Annotated in this window: 10 protein-coding genes; 9 read left to right on the top strand and 1 reads right to left on the bottom strand. The window is 31.5% G+C overall.

Translation table 11 applies throughout. From position 1 onward, the window contains the following. Window positions 1–90 precede the first annotated feature (90 nt). From ACXAHM_RS07255 to ACXAHM_RS07245, 3 genes are all read left to right on the top strand, one after another. On the top strand, window positions 91–5,670 hold the full coding sequence (locus ACXAHM_RS07255) for a caspase family protein (RefSeq protein WP_474959748.1): 5,580 nt from the start codon (window positions 91–93) through the stop codon (window positions 5,668–5,670). A 488-nt stretch (window positions 5,671–6,158) separates the two neighbouring features. Continuing rightward, complete coding sequence (locus ACXAHM_RS07250) at window positions 6,159–6,647, top strand: alpha-L-rhamnosidase-related protein (RefSeq protein WP_474959747.1); 489 nt, start codon at window positions 6,159–6,161, stop codon at window positions 6,645–6,647. A 29-nt stretch (window positions 6,648–6,676) separates the two neighbouring features. Then, on the top strand, window positions 6,677–6,952 hold the full coding sequence (locus tag ACXAHM_RS07245; RefSeq protein WP_474959746.1) for a hypothetical protein: 276 nt from the start codon (window positions 6,677–6,679) through the stop codon (window positions 6,950–6,952). A 139-nt stretch (window positions 6,953–7,091) separates the two neighbouring features. Here the strand turns inward: ACXAHM_RS07245 and ACXAHM_RS07240 are convergent, their stop codons facing one another. Then, a complete protein-coding gene (locus ACXAHM_RS07240) occupies window positions 7,092–8,339 on the bottom strand; it encodes a hypothetical protein (RefSeq protein ID WP_474959745.1) in 1,248 nt (415 codons plus the stop codon). A 385-nt stretch (window positions 8,340–8,724) separates the two neighbouring features. Here ACXAHM_RS07240 and ACXAHM_RS07235 point away from each other — a divergent pair, with 385 nt between their 5' ends. The 6 genes from ACXAHM_RS07235 (at window position 8,725) to ACXAHM_RS07210 (ending at window position 22,723) form a co-directional block, all read left to right on the top strand. Then, window positions 8,725–10,284 (top strand): sulfatase family protein, encoded by a 1,560-nt coding sequence (locus ACXAHM_RS07235; protein ID WP_474959744.1) that lies wholly within the window; start codon window positions 8,725–8,727, stop codon window positions 10,282–10,284. Window positions 10,285–10,672: 388 nt separating this feature from the next. Continuing rightward, window positions 10,673–19,150 (top strand): T9SS type A sorting domain-containing protein, encoded by an 8,478-nt coding sequence (locus ACXAHM_RS07230; protein ID WP_474959743.1) that lies wholly within the window; start codon window positions 10,673–10,675, stop codon window positions 19,148–19,150. Window positions 19,151–19,533: 383 nt separating this feature from the next. Next, window positions 19,534–20,061: a hypothetical protein gene (locus ACXAHM_RS07225; RefSeq protein ID WP_474959742.1), complete on the top strand. Its 528-nt coding sequence runs from the start codon at window positions 19,534–19,536 to the stop codon at window positions 20,059–20,061. A 312-nt stretch (window positions 20,062–20,373) separates the two neighbouring features. After that, on the top strand, window positions 20,374–20,745 hold the full coding sequence (locus tag ACXAHM_RS07220) for a hypothetical protein (RefSeq protein WP_474959741.1): 372 nt from the start codon (window positions 20,374–20,376) through the stop codon (window positions 20,743–20,745). Window positions 20,746–20,829: 84 nt separating this feature from the next. Then, entirely contained in the window at window positions 20,830–21,405 is a 576-nt protein-coding gene (locus ACXAHM_RS07215; protein ID WP_474959740.1) for a hypothetical protein, read from the top strand. A gap of 259 nt (window positions 21,406–21,664) precedes the next feature. Then, window positions 21,665–22,723, top strand: a complete 1,059-nt coding sequence (locus tag ACXAHM_RS07210; RefSeq protein ID WP_474959739.1) for a flavin monoamine oxidase family protein — start codon at window positions 21,665–21,667, stop codon at window positions 22,721–22,723. Window positions 22,724–22,731: the final 8 nt, after the last annotated feature.

Below are 22,731 nucleotides of genomic sequence, written 5' to 3'. Positions count from 1 at the left end.
AAAAGTACTTATAATGTGAAATACTCTTAAAAATTACCGTATCTTTGAATTTCTATACAACAACAATACTTTTTAGCATCTAACTTCCACATGAAACACTTAATATTTACGACTTTACTCTTTTTATGTGCTTTTCAACTAATAGCACAAAGCCTAGATCTATCAAAACAAAAAATCACCTTCCCGAAAGGTTTAAATGCAACCTCTATTGCATCATTTGATGTCAGTGTCGATAATAAAATGATGCTAGTGAGAGGAAAGAATGACATTGTCATTTATTCTACGGAAGATTTTACAGAAATTGGTAGAGTAAGTTTACCGCCTGAGGAAATAAAGGACGACTCAGATCAAAACTCTGAAAGTAAAAATATAATCCAAGTTGTATATTTTGATTCTACAGGATTGATCAATATTGGTATTGACAATAATATGTTGCAATACGCTGTTTCAGGAGACTCAATTGGAGAAAAAAATTCAATAAGTATTGCTGAAACGTTGATAGCTCGAAAGGAATTAAATCAAAAAAATATAGAAGAAGTAAAAAGCTTAAATAGCAAATATGATTCATATTATACGTATTACAATAAATATAAGTATGTAATTAAGAGAGGGAATTTCTATTACATTAAAAAGGATTACTCAGAGGTAATTCAGAAGTATATTAAAAATAGTCAAGGTTTATTTTTAGTCAATACATGGGATCAATTGGTCAATGATATTGTCATTACTAAAGATTATTTTCTTTGGAAAGAGAAAAATAAGGGACTAAATAAGAATACTTTTATTAGACAGAATATTCATAGCGGAGAAAGAACGCATTTTAATCAAAAGAATTTACCTAAAAATATTGCTACTGTTCAAACTGATGAAAATATTATCAATTACAATTTTAATTCTTATAACTTTTCAAAGTTTAACTTAGAAACATTATCAAACGAACCTGAAGTAAGAGATAAACCTTATTTAGCACGCTATTGGGGTAACACAAATAATATAAATCAAGATATTGTAGTCAAAGGAAACCCTAATATACATTTATATGATGCATACGGAAGCTTTTCTAAATACTTTATGACTTGGTCAAAAGGATATCATTTTGAAGCTATAAAATTAGGTGATAAAAGATACATTCTAGATTACCGTTATAAAAACCCAATGTTTGAAATTTTATTCTGGTACTACAGCTATAATGATCCAAAAGTATTAAGGATTCATGAAGTGGATAAGAATGGAAAATTTAAAACAATCTATACTACTAGAGCTGTTCAGAAATTTGATAAATATCTAAGTATTATTCCTTGGGTAGATAATAAAATCTTATTATTGACGAAGGAAGGTGATGTTGTGAAAAATCTTCCAACGACTATTGAACAATTCAATCATCTGAGAGGGACAGTCATCCAATCTTCTGTCAATGTAGAAGGTCAACAATTTTTCACGCTAGAAAAGAATGACAAAACGGGACGCTTTCACCTTTTAAAATATACTTTAACAGGTACTGAATATAATGTAAAAGATATTGCTCAATTTGATAAAGAAATCAAGAATTTCTCCTACTTAAAGAATAAAGATTTTTTTGTGATCAATGAAGGCAACTTGGTTTATACATTTAACAATACAACTTTTGACAAATTACTTTCAGTTTTTAGTCCAGAAGGGGTAGTTCATTATTATAATAACAAATATTTTGATGGAGATAATCAATTATTATACAAAGGGTATTATAGTGTAGATCAGCTTGGGAAAGTACAAATTGATCCTAGTATGAACCCTTTTTTTATCAAAGGTTTATACAATAAGTTTTTAAATAATTATGAAATTGTTGAAGAAGAGAATTATCAGTTTTATACAACGTCAGTTAAGAAAAATCTGACAGTCAAAATTGAAGATGAACAATTGATGATTGAAGGCGATCAAGCACATACTCACTTAAAATTGTTAATTAATAACAAAAAAGAGATCTCATTAGATAGTACTCTACAAGTCAAAAAATTATATGAATACCCTAACATAAAAATTGGTATTAATTCATTGGTCTTATTATGCTATAATGATCAAGGACAATTATTGCAAGAACCTATTAAAGTAGAGTACATCAACCGTCAGCAGCATATTTTTTCTAAAATCTCGGCTGTAAAAATTCCTATGGGTCTAAAAGAAGGAGAACCTCAGTTTTTGATGGTAAATAAAGATAGTTCTTTGATTTCTTTAGTTGGAAAGTACGAAATTTTAGTCTTAGATACAGAAACATTTTCAGAGATTTATCGCTTCAATCCTGGTGTTGAAGAGGAAGATGATAAGGAAGAAGAAACATCAAATAAAAATGGTTCTAAAAAAGAGCAGTCTGAGAATGAAACAGATAAACGTCTACAAATCGTAAATGCTTCTTTCAATATATATGATGAAATAGTTGTACAGTTATCTACGTCACAAAGAAATGATATTCAAGGGATCTATATTTATAGCTTGAACGGTATTATTACAAAAACAAATACTACCTATCAAGGGTTGGTTGACTCTAACACCTTATACAGTTGGATCTTAAAAGAGAACGATACTTATAAAAAGATAAATAAAGCTACATTAGAAGTAGAAGATTATAGTTCTAAAAAAATACAATACTCTTATTTCGAAGATTATGAACTGATTGGTGATAGCTTATTTGCTTTAAATGGTGAGCAAAAAGAATTTATAGCTGCGGGTTTAAATAATAATTATACATTCCAAAAAATGTATAATAATGAAGAAATTTTACCTGCAGGAGGTATACAGTTTTATCATTTAAAAAATAAAAAGTTTATTAGTTCTGATTCCATTAAGTACTATCCAATTTCTATTAATAATTACTATTCTGAAAAAGAAAACATTTATTTAAAACCACAAGAAATTGCTTTTAATGAGAAAATGGTGATTTCTTTTAATAAAGATATTCTAAACTTAGCACAGGGCTATTTAAGTAATAATAATGTTCTTTATGAGAAGCCACTGACCAACTTTAATAAACCTCTAGCAAGTGTCTACCTTGATGAAAATAACTTTAAAATTGCAACACATAATGGGATCTATCAAGTAGACCTAAAAGAACAACTTTCAACTATTTTCATTGATTCAATTGAAGATAGTAAAGTAGTACTTTCTAAAGATAAATATATAGGAGTGGACCCTTCTAATCTTGGGAAATATTATTCGTATAATGATGATACAGAAAAACATTTGCAAAAGACAAAAAGGTATTTTTTCTCACGTGACTATCCTAGCAATTTAGAGAGAATAACAGAGAATCAATTTTTCTATACCGATCAGAATATTGACTGGTATGGTTTATCCTATCGTTTTACACCGAATGTAGATTACTTCTATCCAAGTTTTGACGCAAAACCATATGTTTTACACAAGAGGAAGAAGATGAGTATTTTTGGTGATAATGTTCATTTAAATAAGAAGAAATACACGGAAAATATAACTTTTGTTGACTCTACATACCATATCGTAAGTACCAAAAGAGCAGAACCTCTAATCAATTGGTTAGGTTTTTATTACCGTGAAGGAAAGGCTAAGAAGTTTTACATTGAAACGATAGATAAAGATCTGAAAGATAAAAAACTTCATATGAAACTTAAAGTGGATAACTTTAAGAGAGGAAGCAGTGCGGAGTCTTCTAGTATTATTCCTTGGCATAATGGGAAGTGGGTATTATTCACAAATTTGACGAATACATTAAAAGAAGATAAAAACGCTGATAAATTTATTTACATCAATAGTTTTGAAGGCAATGTATTTACTGAATCTTTGAATAAGGATAAGACACAAGTGTTTTATGTGGAAGAAGATTATCTATATAGATACACAGATAAAGGTTCAGAACAATTAGGTAATTACCCAAATATTTTAGAATTACATTATTATTTGGATGAACGCTTTGTGGTTGTTCTAACCGAATCAGAAGTAAATATCTTCAGAAATAATACTTCTTTTGAAAAGTTAGCAAGTATATATGTGACAGAAAATGGCCTTGCGGTAACAGACCCTTCTGGACTTTTTGATGCTACTCAAGATGCGATGTCTGATTTATATTTTACACAAGGAAAGGAAATTATTGAATTAGATCAGTTGAAAGACCGTTACTATGAACCTAACTTATTAGCTAAAGTTTTAGGGTTTTCAAATGAACCACTCCGTAAAGTAGGAAACCTAGGAGTATTGGATTTATATCCTGACCTTCAACCAGAAATCAATAAAGACCGTCTCGCAATAGATGTAATCAATAGAGGAGGAGGAATTGGTAAAATATCTATATGGATCAACGGAAAAGAAGCAATTCTAGATGCAAGAGGAGATAAAGTGGATGCTGATGCAGATAGTGCTTATGTGGAATTCAATCTTAAAAATCATCCTTATTTAATTGATGGAGAAAACAAGGTTGAAATTAAGAGTTATAACAAAGAAGGGTATCTAAAAAGTAGAGGTCTTGAACTAACTTTTGATCTAAAAAAGGAAAATGTAAAGCCTCCAAAGTTCTATTCTTTAGTAGTAGGAACAAGTAATTATGCAGGTACAAATCTTGACCTTCAATTTGCTGCAAAAGATGCCAAAGATTTTTCAAATGCAATCCATGATTTAGGTAAAACATTATTTGGAGATGATCAAGTTGAAAATCATTTATTGACTACAGACAGCAAAGATTTTGGGAAGTGGCCTACAAAACATAATATCGATTCTGTATTTAATGAAATAGCTCAGAAAGCAAACCCTGAGGATATAATTCTTCTTTATTTTGCAGGACACGGTACGAATAAAGTAGGAGGGAAAGATGATTTCTACTATCTGACGAGTGATGCACACCAAAGTAATTTTAGAGACCCTGAGATGCTTAAAAGGTCTACTTTATCGACATCCGAAATTACCGATTACTTAAAATCAATTCCAGCTTTAAAACAAGTTTTGATTTTGGATGCTTGTCACTCTGGACAATTTGCAGAATCGTTTTTAGCAAGTAGAGATCAGTCTTCAAAATCAATTAGAGCATTTGAAAGAATGAAAGATAGAACGGGTCTTTATATTTTGGCAGGGTCAGCTGCAGATGCGGTAAGTTATGAATCCAATGCTTTTAATCAGGGATTGCTAACGTATAGCCTTTTGCAAGGTATGATTGGACCGGGTCTAAACGAACTTAATCAAGTAGATGTCATGAAATTATTTGGTTATGCCAGTGAAAAAGTTCCTGAACTTGCTGGAACAATTGGTGGAATACAAAGGCCTGAAATGCGTTTTCCAAAAGGTGGTAGCCCAATTTATATCGGTGAATTAACCAAAGGAAATAAAAATGCAATACAAATTGCTACGCCAAAGCCAGTGATTTTACCAGCGAATTTCCAGAACAATAGTTTATTTATCGATAATTTAAGTCTTTCTAATTTATTCAATGAAAAACTATCATTACACACGACAAGAGATACAGATAGTAAATTTACTTTTATCAATACATCGTTAATGCAAAATGCTTATCAAATAGCAGGACGCTACAGTGTAGAAGGAAAGACCATTACCTTGACATATGTTGTCATCTATAATGGTATTAAAATAAGTGATTTTAGAGAAATTAAATCAGATGATGCGGATGAACTCATCGATTTAATTATCAATGATCTGAATAATGAGATTGTAAAATAATCAATCGGAAATATAGACAAAATAAAACCCGGATCGAGTAAAAACTTAATCCGGGTTTTTGTGTTACGTAATTTTTCTCTTTTAATACTTTAATAAAGGTGGGACATTTTCATGTTCCGACTGAGCATCATTTGCATTTGCATTAAATGATGTCAAAAACTTATTCATAGTCTACTTTGAAACATTTTCACCACTTTATCTTCCGATTTTTAACCACTCTCACAACATTTTATACTATCACATAACGCAAAGTTCCTTTATTGATTTAGGAAACTCAAAATCATAGAATATCCCTCAAAATAGGCCTGTAGTTACAAATTCGATGGATAATGAAACATTTGTACCCCTATGTTTATGTGTTGATTTTAGAAATTTGAACTATGATTTTACTAGCACTTCAATCCTTTGGGATGCATTTTTTAAGAATGAGTAATAGTATACAGAAATGAAATTAAAAATACAGACATTATGAAAAGACTACAAAATGGTTGTACGAAACGGGAGAACATTTTTTCAATACCTACTATGAGCCTTGGTTAGATGCTACAGATGGATTATATAGAGCACAACCAACGTTCCAAGACCCAACAAGTTCAGGATATCCAAAAGGGTACACTATTAAAGATTGTGTTCTATTGAAAGGAGCCTCTACCAATTGTATCTACTATGGTGCATTAAACATTATGGCAAAAGCCGCGAAGAATATAGGTCTTCCAAAAGAGAAACAAGACTATTGGTCTCAAAAAGCAAAAGCATTATATATTGCAATTAAAAAAGAATTGATGAATGAGGATGGTACACTTGTTTATTATAAAGATCGCACAGGTAAAGTGCAAAACAATCAACACAATCTAGGAAGTGCTTTAGCAGTATTGCACAATGTTGTAGAAGGAGAAGAAGCAAAGAAAATGGTAGGTAACTACCCACTTAAAAGCAAAGGGATTCCATTATATCCACCCTTATTTATCTACAAATAAAGGAAATCATAATCAAGCTTCATGGCCTTTTGCAAGTACTTTTTTTCTTGTGGGCAAAAGAAGTAGCAGAAGGACAAAGTTATACAGATTATAACTCTGCATTATTAGCAAGAACCTTAGGGACCGAAATTGGTAATGGTAAAAATCATTGGGGAACAGGATTTGGTACGTTTCATGAAATTGTAAAATTACCTTCAGGTAAAATTTATGGTTCAGGCGACCAACTATGGACTGCAGCCTCTTTTATCAATGTCTGTCTACGTGCAAATATTATAGACATGCCTGATAGTATTCCTTCTCGTTAAAGTTGTTATACATTGGCAAAAAAATAGCATCGGGTGAATTCTCGGTGCTTTTTTTGTATTGCATTATATAATACTAAAAACTCAGACTCCATAAATTAATATAGAATCTGAGTTAATTTATTAATATCAAAAATTCAAATTACTCTTGAGTAATATTGATTGGTCCATCGAAATCGATAGTTACAGTTTTACCATTTCCTGAAATAGTTCCACTAATAGAATACTGTCCATCTTCATTGATAGATATCTTAAAGTCTTGGACATTAACAGTGTAATCATTAAATGTAGATAAAACTTCTGTTTGATTAGTTCCATTGTAAATTCCAATGTTAATGATGGAGTAATTAGGTACATTTTCATTGGAATCATGATATGCAGCATCATGAGTATAATCTCCAATCAAATTAGTTGGATTATCATTAGATGTTGCAATATCTAAAATAATGAAATAACCATCATGTTGTTCATCATCCCATTCTTCAATATTTTCAATTGGTTGATCTGAGATTAAAACATCATATAGTCTACCTGAGTTATCGTTTCCATATGTGTATTGCCAGAAATCAGTTTGAGCAATATCAAATAATTCTTCACCATCTAATTGCACTTTACCCAATGAAGTAACGGTAGCTACATCTTCGTCATCATTATCAACTTCTTCATCATATAAATGACTTAAAAATTCTTCTTTTGAAATGACTGTAAAGGTAATTGTTTCACCATCAGAAATAAGAACCAATTCTGTTTCAGTGAGAGAGACAATAGTGATCTCTTCCTCTCCATCAGCAATAATTAGATTATCAGTAGACCATTCCCAAGTACCATTTCCTTCATCTGAAATGTATTTACCATCTGTCGTAAAATACATTAATAGATCATCAGCTACCCAAGTATTATTAAGAAGCTTTGTTCTATCAGTAACAACTTTATCAGAAATAGATGCTGTTACGGTAATAGATTCACCATTGTCTTCTGAAACAAACTTAATAGAAATTGAATCACCATTTTTAGAGATTGTAAGTGTACCAAAATCTACTAAAGTAATTTCAGTATCAGAATCAACAGTATATTCTCCAAAGAAAATAATGTCTTCAGAAATGTTATTTTTCATACGACTTCCTGAATCTTCTCCATTAACAGTAACAAGACCATTTGATGTAAATGTGATGGAAGTGAAAATGTCAGAATCAGTTACATCCCAAGTAGCATCAAAGAGTTCATTAGCTGTAATTACAGTATCATCTCCTGTAGAACCATTATCAGAATTATCATCTTCCAATGACGTATCAGGATTATCAGGAAGAATTATACCTGGATCCTCTGTGGTACATGAGTAAAGAGCCGATGTAAGGCAAAGAACTTGAAGAGTTCGTTTAATAGTAATCATATTAAAAAAATATATAGATAAAAAAATAAAAAGTCATAAAGAGTTATAGGACAATAATATTCGAAAAATTATTAAAAAATAAATAACTCTTTTAAAAATACTATTAGTATATACATAATGTTATGAGTATGAGGAATTTTTTTTTAAGTTGAGAATATGAATGAATCATTTATCAACATTTTACTACGAGAAAATTGTAATCTATTTTAATTTTAAAATGTTCACTCCAATAGCTTATTTAAAATAAAAAAAACTGACGAAAACCATCATTAGACCATATTTCAAAAGAGTATGCATCAATACTCAACCCTTTTTTATCGAAAAGAAAGTAAGTTTATCTTATTGAAATAAACGTGACGAACTTAATATCAACGTATAAAAAAGTATGAAATTTTTGAAAAGAAATAAAGTCATTACACTTAGCATATTTTTAGTATTATTTACGCCATTTACGGTAATGGCTCAAAGACCTAATGTACTTTTTCTTACCTCAGATGATTTAAATTTTGATTCTGTTGGTACCTATGGTTCAAAGGTGAAAAATGCCACACCCAATATTGATAAATTATCTGAACAAGGTGTATTGTTTGAGCACGCTTATGTACAAGCACCAAGTTGTTGTCCTTCCAGAAATGTTTTCCATACAGGTAACTATTCTCATAATAGTGGTATGGAAGGTTTTTTTAGTGTGAATTTTCCTCAAGCGACTTTACCTGAAGCCTTAAGAAACAATGGATATTTTACGGGTATTATTCAAAAAGTAATTGATTCAACGCCAACAAACAATGAAGATAAATACTGGGATTTTGTAGCTGATTTTGATACTGAAAATTCTAGAACTGCCAATAAATACAAGACGGCTTTTAAAGCATTATTAGAAGAGGCCAAAGCATCAAACAAACCTTTTTATGCTTCTGTAAATGTACAAGATCCTCACCTTCCTTTTTATAGAGGCGAAAAAACAAAGAAAGGTTTTGACAAAAATCCTCCTTCTTTAATTTTTGATCAAGAAGAAATCCCTGTTCACCCAGTGCTTCCTCAGTATGACAATTTTAAAGAGGAAATGACAGATTATTATAATACAGTACGAAGAGGAGATGATTGTATAGGTGACATTTTAGAAGTGTTAGATGCGGCAGGTATGAAAGAAAATACGTTGATCGTCTATATTTCAGATCATGGAATGGCTTTTCCTTTTGTAAAATCAAACCTTTATCCTCAAAGTGTGAAAACCCCTTGGTTAGTAGTTTGGCCAGGAGAAATAAAGAAGGGTAAAAGAGATAAAAAGCATATGATCTCAGCCATCGATATGATGCCCACAATTTTAGAGGCGACCCAAACAGAAATTCCAGGTCCGTTGTCAGGACATTCACTTCTAAATATTTTGAAAGGAGGGAAAGAAGAAAGAGAATATGTTTTTGTAGAGCATAATGAAGGACCAACTGCAGACCCTAGACCAATGCGTGCAGTTCATACCAAAGACTTTGCTTATATTTTTAATGCATGGGGAACGGGTAATTACAATGCAATCATGGAGTGTCGTTGGTACAGATCATATGGTACATACGCTAAGCTTTCAAAAGAACATGAAGAAGTAAAAGAGCGTTTTGATTTCTTGAATTACAGAACTATTGAAGAATTATATGATACAAAAAATGATCCTTACGCTCAACACAATTTAATCAATGATCCAAAGTATGCTCATGTTATAAAAGAGTTAAGAGGACAAATGGAAAATTGGATGCGTGAAACTAATGATTATGCGTTAGAAGGCTTTTTAGTGAAAGATGACATGGAAAAATTGGGGGAATTCATGGAAAAAAGAGTGGCTATTTCAAAAGAAAGAGCAACTCGTTTAGAATGGAAACGTGAGGTAAAACACAAAGGAAGACCTGAAGGTAAACTAACAGAACTTGGACTATCCAATCTTATTCCATCCAACTAAGTAAGCAAATCATTTAAATAAAACCTCTAGACGAAGCAATTAGAATAGAGGTTTTTTTTATGTATTTTAAAAAATAAATATACTTTTTTCTATTTTAATCAATTTATTATCATAGTAGTACTTGATGTAAATTTAATAATCAGATAATCAATGGTATATATAAGACTTGTAGTCTTATTAATGTCATGAAAAATGACGAAAAATTCACCAATTATTATCAAATATTGACCTATTTTTGACTTATAATCTTATTAGATCTATTTAAAGAAATAATTTAATTAATTTAAGATCGTTATAGATATAGGTAGTTGTTTTTAACTCTTTCTTTGACTATTAATATTGCAACTATCATATGATTTTTTCATTACCTACAAATTTGACTTTTCTAATGAATCAACATTGCCTAAAATCAAAACTTCAAACGAGAAGTGTTATTACTTTTTTATTCTTACTCCTCTCATTACCAGTATACACACAAACAAAATGGTATACTTATAATAACAGTAATGATGGATTAAAGGATTGGAATTCACCAAGTAATTGGACACTAAGCGCTTCTGGATCTTATGAAAATGATGCTCTCGCACTCCCTTCTAATGGAGATGAAATTTATGTAAAAGATGGTGTAAAGCTTTATCTCAACACTTCGGTTGCTATAACAGAATACAGTTTACTAGACATCGCAAACGGTAGTTCATTAACCATAGCTTCAGCAGTGACGGGAGCTGAGTTTGATATTGTAAGAGGTGAAGGTGATATTATTGTAGAAAATGAAAATTCTATTCCTACAGGTTCTTTTACGGATATTGATCGAGGATTCAGTAATACAGGGCAAGGTACATTGATCTTTGATAATGACACGGATTTAACGCTTAATGCTCATTATACTTTTTCATCATTTGTAAAAAGAGGTGCTGGTGATTTAGTAGTTAAAGATCTTACGATAAATGACCAAATTAAAATTGAAGAAGGAAGTGTAACACTTTCAAACTCCTCAACTGTTGTGGTTTATGGAGATATACTTTTAGCAGAATCAACTTCTATCTCAGACAATGGAAGTAGTAGAGATATTACATTATATGGTGATTTTTTAAATAAAGGAGACGTTGAATTTGGGAATAGCACACTCTTTTTCAAAGGAGCAAATGATCAAATAATTGAAGGGTCAATCAATGAATTAGGTACAGTCAAAGGTTCATTTGAAGTCAATAATATTGAACTAGAGAAAGATTTAAAACAACAAACTGTGCTATTAAAAAGTGGAGAGAAATCTACTTTTGTGATTAATCATAATGAAGGAACAAATGATAATTTACTAGAACACTTAATCAAAGGAACTCTAATTTTAGGAGATGAAATAGAAGTTGATTTAAATAAAAATAAAACGAACGATCATTGTACACTTTCAGAAGATGTTATTTTAGAATTAAATAGTGTAACTGCATCTGCTTACATGGGTATTAACAGCAGTGATAATGGAGGAAGTAAAGCACTTGCTCTTTTGTTGTATGGTGAAATTCATGTAAAATCAGGTACTCTAAATATGTTACGAAGCCTAGTTGATCCCGATGAAAGTCAAGGGCCAGATTATGGTATTGTAATTTATGAAAGAGGAAAAATGTTAATCGAAGAAGGTGGAGTGGCTAAAATGAGACAATTCCGTACTTCCTATAACGGTGCAGATCATCAAGGAGAATTCAAAATAACAGGGGGTGTTTTGCGCTTATATAATTGGTATGATGATCAACAACCTTTTTCACTTCCTTATTCCACTACTTCCTTTATTATGACAGGAGGTGAAATCATAATGGATGGTACACATGGCAATACGGCCTTATCAGAAAGAGGGATCCTCATTGCTACTGGAGATGGTAATTATAATGTTTCAGATAATGCCAAAATCACCATTATCACAAAAGAAAATCAAGAAATTTTAATTGGTTCAGTAGCACCTCTACCCAACTTGACTATTGAAGGTGAAGGTCATGTGAGTGTTCAGCCTATTAAATTTAGAACAAAAAATGATGGTGATATAACTATTGATGAAGACCTTAAAATAGTAGGTACATTAGAGGTTTCAACAGAATTTTATACTGGTGATCATACAGTAGAAATTTCTAGAGACTTAAAGATTAATAAAGAGGATGCATTTACCTACAAAAGCTCTAATTCTGATTATAAAAGAAATCAAAGTACTATCATTTTTAACGGTTCTACACCAAGTCAGATTAATTTGAATTATGACATTGTTTCTGATGATGATGCTGAAGACAATGAAATCTATTTTTATAATCTTATTTTGGATAAAGATGTTACATATGATGGAACTAAAACAAGTGATGCAAGGTTATCATTAATTGCTCATGAGAGTCATACCAAAGCATCCGATACTGATTATAAGGGTAACTATGTTGGAGGGCAAGATGGTGATCAAAATGATAGCAATATCATGAGAGTCATGAATGAATTGGATGTTAAAAATGGTCTGATAAATCAATCAGATTATTCAATTCGTATTTATACAAATGAAGTAAATATTGGAGCTACAGGACAGTTAGGTTATTATGAAAGTGGTGTAACTCCAAAACAGGCTTTGATCAAATTGAGACCTTCTGATCAAATTATTAATGTTGAAGAAGGTGGTAAATTAGGAAACTTAAAGATTAATGCAGATGATAATCGCTTAACTTTTACAGGGGATACTCATATCCAAAGAGGGTTTTATAGGCATGGAACAATTTACATTGGAAGAAACGAATTAAAATTTGATGAGTTAGATCTTCTAGGCAAATTAGGAACATTTGTAGAGGATACTAAGACTTATAATAATTTTATCATGACAGATGGGAGTGACTCTGATAAAGGAGTATCCATTAGAATTGATGAAAATACTGCTAGAAATAGATCTGCTAATGGAAGTGGGAACTTAGAAGTGGTCTATCCTATTGGCTATCAAAAAGCAGATGGCACTACTGTTTATGATCCTATTCGTTTAGAATTTGAATCTGATGGAATGGGAGGTTTTAAGTTACCAAGTGTAGAAGAGGGTGGTTTTATTTCAGTAAGCGCAGTTGCCTCAAAGTTAACTATCGCTGATAATGACTATGACCTTACTCCTTTTTATTGGAAAGTTGAAAGAGAAAATTTTGACGATACCTCTATTACAAATTATCCTAAAGTCAAATTTGTAGGACATATTGATGTTGATGATTTCATTAATTATGGATTTTCAGAAACAGAAATAGAATCTGTATTGTTTCCAGGTAAAGTCCTTAATGGAGATGAGTTGACAGCCAATAGACTTTCTGTTGATTTGGGCAGGAATATATCTATCTATGAAAGGAATCAGGTGAGTTCAAATAATTTATCTAAAAATAATCCAAGAAGAAGTGAAGGATATGTTGCAGATTCATTTTATGAAATACCTTTTGAAAATGATTGGGAAGGTAATGAAAATTTTATTTCAATAGAGAATGCGTCATTAACAGTAGGTGCAAGTCAAGCTTTTATTGGTTCACCAAAGATTTTTTATTGGAGAGTAGATGAGAGTAATGAAGAAGGATATTCATGGACTGATAATACAAATTGGAAAGAATTACTATCTGATGGTTCATTCGTAACACCTGCAGCATCTTACCCTTTAGAAAACGATGTAGTTTTTATTGATGTGGATGAAATGGACCTTGTGGGTACTACAACGGATGGAATACCAGGTATACATATAAAAGATGGTGATGATGTAGCCTGTAGTCGATTAAATTTTGATAATACTGATTCAAAAAGATCTAGAATATTTGTGACTAAAAATTCATCCCTAACAGCTGATGTTGTCAATGGACAAGCCGAATTTATGGTATATTATTTCCAAACATCCAGTGAAAATGGAAACCTTTATGGAGACTATGGAAATTGGGCTGATCAAGAAAATTCATTGTTAAACGCTAGAATGGCAGAGTCAGGAATTATACCATTTACAAAACCTGATGGTGTTGATGTTTTTCCTAATGTAATGTTTAATGGTTCTAGTATTGATAATCAATGTTATATCGGATTTGAAGATTTTAATTCTAAATCTTTGACAATCTCCAATCTAACCACTTTACTTATAGGGTATACATCAGATAATAAGGCTATCAATTTAGAAGAAACTTTCCAATTAGGGGCATGGAGGAAAGGAGCGTTGATTTTCACTAATAATGTAGCAACATCAACAACAATTAATTGTTTGGATTTTGTATTAAACAATTACCAAGATGCTACAGGAGCAAGTACTTATTGTTTTGCAGATAATGGAAAACCTGATGTTGAACACTTTATTAATATTTCAGGTGATTTAATTATTTTAAAAGGAGCAGGTAATTTATCTAATACTTTTATTAATTGGAGTTCTGAAAAGACAAAAGTAACAACATCTTTTAATGGAAATTCTAATTCAACAATTAATCATGATATAGATTACCAGGCATTTACTAATGCTGCAATAAAATTTGGTAAAGTAAAAATTAATAAAGAGAACTTAGAGAATGAAGTGTCTTTTATTTCTTATGTTGAATTTCTAGATCCTACTTCTACAACACTTACCAACGAAAATAAAAATTTTGTATTAAATACGGGAACAGCAATTCTTAATAATGAGAACATCTCCTTAGATTTGAATAAGTCAGGGACGATGGTCGATTATGATTTTATAATCCCCACTACAGCAAAACTTTCAATCCAAAATGGTTCAACTATTAGAGTTACTGGAGAAGAAGCAGGTATTCAACTAAACGGAGTACTTGAATTAATTGGAGGAAGTGCTTATTTAAATACAGGTAATGCATCGGATTATAACTTCATCGAATATGGATCTTCCGGAGATGCAGCTATTCATATTGAAAATGTATATCAGGCAGATGGAGTAACACCAAAATTTATCTCAACTTTAGATATTGGCGGTCAAATTAGAGTAAATAGAAATACAAATGCAGGAGTATTAAGTTTTACACATAACTCTGGAATTGTGACAATTGGGGGACAAGATATTCCTACTGAATATGAAGATATGGGAGTCTTACATTTGCTTGGAGATGAAAATGCTCAATTTAGATTAAACTTCAATTATATAGTCAATGAAAATAGCTTTACCGTCAAAGGTGGTAGTGGTCTAGACGATGCTGCTTATTTTATAGATACTGAAAATTATGTTCAGAATAACCTTATATATGGTGAAAATGCACGTTGGATTATCGATACTTCTGAAGCTACAGATTTTAATGTCTTTATTTCCAATTTACCCTTCTTAGATATTCAGGATGGTTCAATCACTTTTATCACAGATGTAACGGTACTGAATGCTGTAAATCTAGAAACTGCTGCAGAAATTCATCAAGTAAATAATACATTTACATTACTCAATGGTACAAATATTAATAATGATGGACAATGGACCGCGACTGCAGGGGCACATCTAAATTTTGACTTTGATGAAGGAAGTGAAGGAACTGTTACCTACACAGGGTCGGATATTGATCATGATTTCTATAACTTATCAGTGAATCAAGGTAAACTGCAATTTGTAGGTCCATTTGTATCTACCTCAATTGATATCAATGAGGAATTATTTGTGGCCACTGAAGCGGAACTTGATCTTGATGGAGACGGTGATGCAAAAGGAGTAGATGTAAGATTGAAAGGTGCTAACCAATCTATTCTTGGAAGAGTTTCTTCTTCAAATACTTCAGATGGAGGGTATTATATTGTTTTTGATGCGGAAAGCGGCATTATTCAACAATTAACCTCTGATATCGGTGAATTTGATAATATGGAAATCAGTGTTCCAAATGGATTATACTTAGATGATATCTCTCCAGAAAATGCTTTTTATTCATTAAAAATAAATAAAGATTTAAAATTTGATGAAGGTATATTCTTTATCGAAGACAATACTTTAATGATAGGTAGTGAGGCTTCACTTTCTTCTACAGGAGCTTTTGATGAAAATAAAATGATAGTTCTTAATGGAGAATTAAAAGATGGTGGTGTAATTAAGGAGTTTGTCGGAAAAGGTCTAGCAGGTTTTACTTTTCCAATTGGTACCGAAATTAATGATGTAAAAAAATATTCTCCAATTGTATTGGATTTATCAGGAAATACAAGTGTAGGTGATAGTGAACAATATCTTATAAAAGTATTGGCTTTAGATTACTTCTATCCTAGTCTGGTGAAGTCGGATGTAGCTACTCCAAAAGTATTAGATTACACGTGGTTATTGTATTCTTTGGATGTCAATGGTAATGAAACTGCTGTTCCTGATAACTTCGAAGGAAAAGTATCTTTCTCTTATTTTGATCAAGATATTTTACAAACTACGGCTGATGAATCTACTTATTCAAGTGTAGTATTTTATGAAGGGTCTCTGGCATGGCAAAGAGAATCAGGAGTAATCAATGAAGCGGCGAATACAGTAACATTTGACTTAAGTAAAACGAATGTTCTGAATCTTCTTAATGATGGAAACTTAACGGGAATTTATACGATAGGAGCAAGTGATGATATGAGTGCTGGTATCCAAAAGTATGTCACAAAAACAGGTTTGGCCAATCCAATTGCTTGGAATAGTGATGCTTCATGGAATAAAATACCATTGAATAAAACCGGTGATCAAGTGATTATGATTGATGGAAATCCTGTTACATTCCCAATTTATGAAGAAGGTACACCGGTAGCTGTAGATGCTGATGAATATCCTAGTTCTGGTTCTATTGTCGCTATTTTAGAAAATGTAGAGGTTAATTTAGGCACTGAGTATAACTTAGAATTATCTTCTTTGATCATTGATGGTAAATTAATCATTGACCAAGAAGATGCCGCTAATAATTATGCATTAAGCAACTTCGGTGAGGTTAGTGGTACTGGTATTTTAGAAATGCAGGGTACTACAAATAAACCTGATGGTAACTGGTTACCTTTCTTTAATGAGACTACAGGAGGAGAGATTATCTTAAACTTATCGAATACAAATTCAAATTTCTTGAGTGGTATTGCCGTTTCTTCAATTATAAATGATGGTCCATCTTTAAAGAAATTGACACTGAAAGTTGTGGACGATGCAGGGAATGATACTAAAATTCCTTTTACGCTAAATAATACAAACATTACACTAGGTGCATTTGATGTAAATGAAAACGCTAATCTTTCTATCAATGGAAGTACGATTACCGTAAATGAAGACTTCCTAGTAAATGAGGCTATTTTATCTATTGATGATGCCACAACAATTACGCAAAACGGTGATTTTATTGTACAAAATAATAGTACTGTAAACCTCAATGGTAAAATCAATCTTTCGAAGGATTTAACCATCACAGATAATACATCTTCATTCTTACCTACAATTACTTCTGTAGTTTCTTTCCAGGGTGGGGAAGTAGTGCAAAATGTGAAAATGTCTGGTAATAATTTAGGAAATGTAATCATTGACAAAGAGAATAGTAATGATATAGTTGATTTTACAGATCCTACTAAAATTAGAGGTTACCTGACTTTTATAAGAGGTAAAGCAAAATCGGGAAGTAGATCTAAAAAAGGAAGTAAAGTGGTGGGTAACTTGACGATTGAGCAAGTTCAAAACATCACAGGATTTTCGGAAGAAAGCTACATTCTTGGTCATACAAAATTTGTGACTAAAGCAGGTTCACAAGGAAATATTCTATTCCCAATCGGTAATGCAACTCACTTTTATCCTATTGGATTATCTGTGGAGACCTTACCTGTAGATGTGACATGGGTGGCAGATTATATAGATCATGAAGATAATACTTTACCCACTGAAAGCACTAAAATTCCATTATATGATAGTGGAAGTGGACCTGAAACATTAAGAGATGCGGACGGCAGGGAAGTCAAAGCGATTCAAAATGATGGACGATGGATTCTTGAACCCTACTTTACAGAAGATGAGGTTGTGGTCGCTAATGTATTAAAATTTATCACAAAAGCACAGAAAGATTATACTGGTTTGAGTGAAGTAGATAAATATAGAACAACTTTAAAATCAACAGGTTTCAATAATTCAGACGAAAATTATCAGCACAGAATTTTAGGTGGAGCAACATCTGTCTTAACGCATAATGGTGTGACTGTAATTAAGTCAGGAGACAACTTTATGTTCTATGGAAAAGGTGCAGCACCGGCTAATTTCTACATTGCTGCTTTTGATCCCAATCACGGTGGTGGATTAGCAGGAGGAAGAATAAATGCAGGTGAAGTTGAGTTCGCCAATGATGGTTTCCAATGGGCTTATGTTGACGAGGAAATTGTAGAAACACCAGAGTTACCTGTAGAGTTAATCTCATTTACAGCTCATGTAACTTCTTTGAATACAGTTCGATTAAACTGGGCTACAGCTTCCGAAACAAATAATGATTACTTCACAGTAGAAAAATCGAAGGATGGTAAACGATGGTTTGTTGTAGAGGAAATAGAAGGAGCAGGAAATTCAAATGTTCAGTTAACGTATAAGACGACAGATCATGAACCATACAACGGTATTTCTTACTATAGATTAGTACAATATGATTTTGATGGTCAATACGAAGTTTTTGAAGCAGTTCAAGTGAATTTAAATAGAAATGGCAACCAAGCGAAAGAAGTATTGATCTATCCAAATCCAGTAACGGGAACTAATTTGAATATTGAACTGATTGGTTTTGATCAAGAAAAAGTACAAATAGGAATCTATAATCATTTAGGGGTAATCATTAAGTCATCTACAGAAGAGGAAAGCACTTTTGATTATGATGTTTCAGATCTCCCTAATGGTGTTTATTTCCTTAAAATCATACATCAGCAAGAACAAATTGTGAAAAAGATTATTATTAAATAATTCATGTTCACTAAAAAATAAATTACACAAAAGCTCCATTACAATAACGATGTAGTAATGGAGCTTCCTTAAAAAAATGATATCTTAACTACATGCAGTAAGGTTTCGGTTATTTATCCAACTAATAAGAATTTAAATAATATCAAATATGAATAGCAAAGGACAAAACGAAGAACATTTTGGAAGAACAGAGTTTGGAGGCTTACTTTTTATCATCTTAATCGTCAGTTACATTTGGCTAGTTTTTCCCCAGCTTAACTTTTCGGAAGGTGATTTACAATCAAAATATATCTTTATTGGGATCCATCTTATCCTTATTTCAATAGGTTTTACTTTTTCATTTTTTATTAAAATTTTGAAACAAATCTTCAAAGAAAATTAAGATGACAACTTTTTATTATGTGTTTTTCTTAATATCGATACACATTTTAATTTCCTGTCAAAACACAACAAACAAAGAAGAAATTCAAGTTGTGATTGATCGATATGCCTATTCTAAATTAGAAAAATCAGATACAACAACATTAACGATAGTAAATGAAGCATCTTCTAAAAAACTATTATACGGCTTGAGTTATGATGAGAAAGGAAAGGAAATAGCAAAGGGTTATATAATAAGCATTACAGATAATAAAGAAATTGTTATTGATTTTGATACTGCAACTTTTGTAGCACAAAAAGAATATTTTAATGAAGACCAAAGTTTTACAATAAAAAAATATTATTACAATTCTGATGGAATGGATGAAGAAAGTACTTTTTACTTTATGAATGAGCGTTTAATAGCATATCGATCAGAGGCATGGAATTTATATACGCTTTATAGATATGAAGGAAGTAGTATTGATAAATTAGTAGAAAAGGATACCTCAAGTTTTTTTTATAGATTTAAACGACATAAAATCAATTAAAAAGTATCTAAGCAAACAATCGTTTATGGCCAAAGAATATAAACTCCTTTTTATAAGCTTTGTCACATTATCATTAGATAGTTATTTTCATGTCTTAGAATTATACCTTTAGCGTATACAGTTAGTGGTATCGGATTAACTACTTTATTTACTTCATTGAGCAGATTCAATTTTTTCAAAAGACGCTTTAAAAAGAAGAATTGTTTTGTATTAACTCGGAAACTATCTCCTACGAAAATACACCTTCATCTTGTAGTTGGTAGTGTAATATTTGTTACAAGTTTACTATTGACTTATGGTTCGTTATATGATTTGAAGGAATTAAAAACTTTCCCTGTTTTAGGAGGAATGATTGCTTTAGGAGTTGATGTACTGATGCTAGGGATATTAGGAAAAAGTGGAGCATTAACGACTGTAATAAGTTTCCATGACTTAGAATTTGAGATAAATGCAGAGAGGACTTATACTTTGAATAAAGAATTAAAAGAAGTTACTATAAAGGAAAACTCTATATTAATTAAAGATAAATACGGCTTAGTGGATTTCAATAATATGGAAATTACAGAAGTGCAAGCTGAGCAAATAAAAGATGAATTCCATCAATTACAAAATCGAATACTAGAGTATAAAAAAGTAAAAGCAAGACAAAAACAAAATGTGCTCAACGTATTGATAAAAAAGTAATTTAAAAGCACATCTTTTGTATTAATATTTGAAATACTTAATTTTAAATAAACTATATAATTCAACAAACTTAAAGTTTATACTATGAACACAATTCTGAAAAGAAGCATCTTTGCTATCTTGTTTTTCTTCTCAATTGGAGTAATTTATTACAGCCCTATGTCAATTGTAGGCGGATCTCCAATGCTTTTCGCATTTCTTTGTCTTTTAGGAGTTATTGTCTCTTTAATTTCATTTCTCGTAACGTTTAATACAAAAGGAGAGGAAATGTCGCCGGCACTAAAGAATGTACTCCTTTTCGTATTCTTAGGTGGAGGTGCTGGAATGATTCCAGGTACAATTTTTACGGGAATACACTTTGAGAATGCGAAAAGTAATTATTTACTTGAAAACGGAACTGTCGGCAAAGCACTTGTATCAAACAAAAAGCATTTAGCACTTAATACCAAAAAAAGAGATTCTGAAGGGTTTGAAATATATATTACTTATAGCAATCAAGAGCAAAATACTATTTCTGTATATGATATTGTCTCAGAAGAAGAATACAGAAGTGTGAGTCAAGGTGATAGTATTTTTATCATCTATTCAGAGGATAAACCAGATGTAGTTGATTTCATTATCACTGATGAAGATAGGGAAATATATAGTGAAATGTTTTAATCTGTAAGACTACATAAGGCATAATATTTTCGAAAGAGACGGAAACAATCTATACTTATACTAGTTCGTGTACTAAAGGATATAACAATAGAGTTATCCGAAAGAAGCTTATTAATTCAATTAATAGGCTTTTTTTATAAAAATTCTATTTGCAAGTTATTACCAAAAGCTATTTCTTTGTAAATACTTGTTTAAACAAGTATTTTTCACTCAACTTAAAAAAGGAATAATAACTTTATTGTTATTAGTGAAGCTAACAATGAATACTAAACAAAAAATCATTATCGTAGGAGGAGGCTTAAGTGGTTTGACATTAGCATATCTTCTATCAAAAGAGAATATTCCTGTAACTATTTTGGAAGCCTCTTCAAGGTTAGGAGGTAGAATAGAAACATTAAAAGGAAAATTGGATACTCCTTTGGAGTTGGGAGCAACATGGTTTTTTGATGTACACCAAAATTTAATTTCAATACTTGATTTTCTGGGAATCAAAAAATTTCCTCAATACTATACCGGGAAATATTTATTGCAATCGGGTAGTTACCAAGCTCCAGAAGAGTATTATGTTGGAGAAGCGGATACACCTTCTTACAGGATTAAAGGTGGAACACAACATTTGACGGATGCTTTAAGCAAACAACTAAAAAATGTACAGATTGAATTGAATGCTAAAGTAAAATTAGTGCGCGAATTGGGGGATAAGGTAAATATTACAACAGAAGCAGGAACTACTTTTGAAGGAGATAAAGTGATCATTTGTATGCCACCACAACTTATTGGTTCTGACATTCAATTTTCACCCAAGCTGCCAGAACACCTGACATCATTGTTACCAACTGTACATACTTGGATGGCAGGGTCGATAAAGTTCGTTGTAGAATATGCTAGTAATTTTTGGAGACCAAAAGGATATTCAGGAATGATTTATACACAAGGTGGTATTATTGCTGAAATGTATGATCATACGAATTTTGAAGAAGATAAATTTGGTTTTACAGGCTTCCTAAACGGAGGAGCAGTTCATTATACAGCGAAAGAAAGAGAAAAAATGGTGATAGAACAAGTCTCTCAATTTTTAGGCAAAGAGGGAGCTACACCTGTGCTCTACAAAGACAAAATATGGACTGACGAACACGTATTAGGAGCAAATCCAATAGTGCCAAATCCGCATCAAAATAATGGACATCCTCTTTTATTACAGTCTTATTTCAATCAAAAACTATGGTTTGCAGGGACTGAAACGGATGCTCAATTTCCTGGAAAAATGGAAGGCGCAATTCTTTCTGCCTTGAGATGTTTTAAGAGTATCATACACTGACTACCATA

The organism is Flammeovirga sp. AWQ4_249 (genome assembly GCF_056161045.1).
This window is presented reverse-complemented; position numbering and strand designations above follow the sequence as displayed.

What these genes read in the sequence shown, in the direction of transcription:
- ACXAHM_RS07230 (WP_474959743.1), top strand. Translation starts at nt 10,673, where the DNA reads ATGAATCAACATTGCCTAAAATCAAAACTTCAAACGAGAAGTGTTATT.
- ACXAHM_RS07210 (WP_474959739.1), top strand. Translation starts at nt 21,665, where the DNA reads ATGAATACTAAACAAAAAATCATTATCGTAGGAGGAGGCTTAAGTGGT.
- ACXAHM_RS07225 (WP_474959742.1), top strand. Translation starts at nt 19,534, where the DNA reads ATGACAACTTTTTATTATGTGTTTTTCTTAATATCGATACACATTTTA.
- ACXAHM_RS07235 (WP_474959744.1), top strand. Translation starts at nt 8,725, where the DNA reads ATGAAATTTTTGAAAAGAAATAAAGTCATTACACTTAGCATATTTTTA.
- ACXAHM_RS07215 (WP_474959740.1), top strand. Translation starts at nt 20,830, where the DNA reads ATGAACACAATTCTGAAAAGAAGCATCTTTGCTATCTTGTTTTTCTTC.
- ACXAHM_RS07240 (WP_474959745.1), bottom strand. Translation starts at nt 8,339, where the DNA reads ATGATTACTATTAAACGAACTCTTCAAGTTCTTTGCCTTACATCGGCT.
- ACXAHM_RS07255 (WP_474959748.1), top strand. Translation starts at nt 91, where the DNA reads ATGAAACACTTAATATTTACGACTTTACTCTTTTTATGTGCTTTTCAA.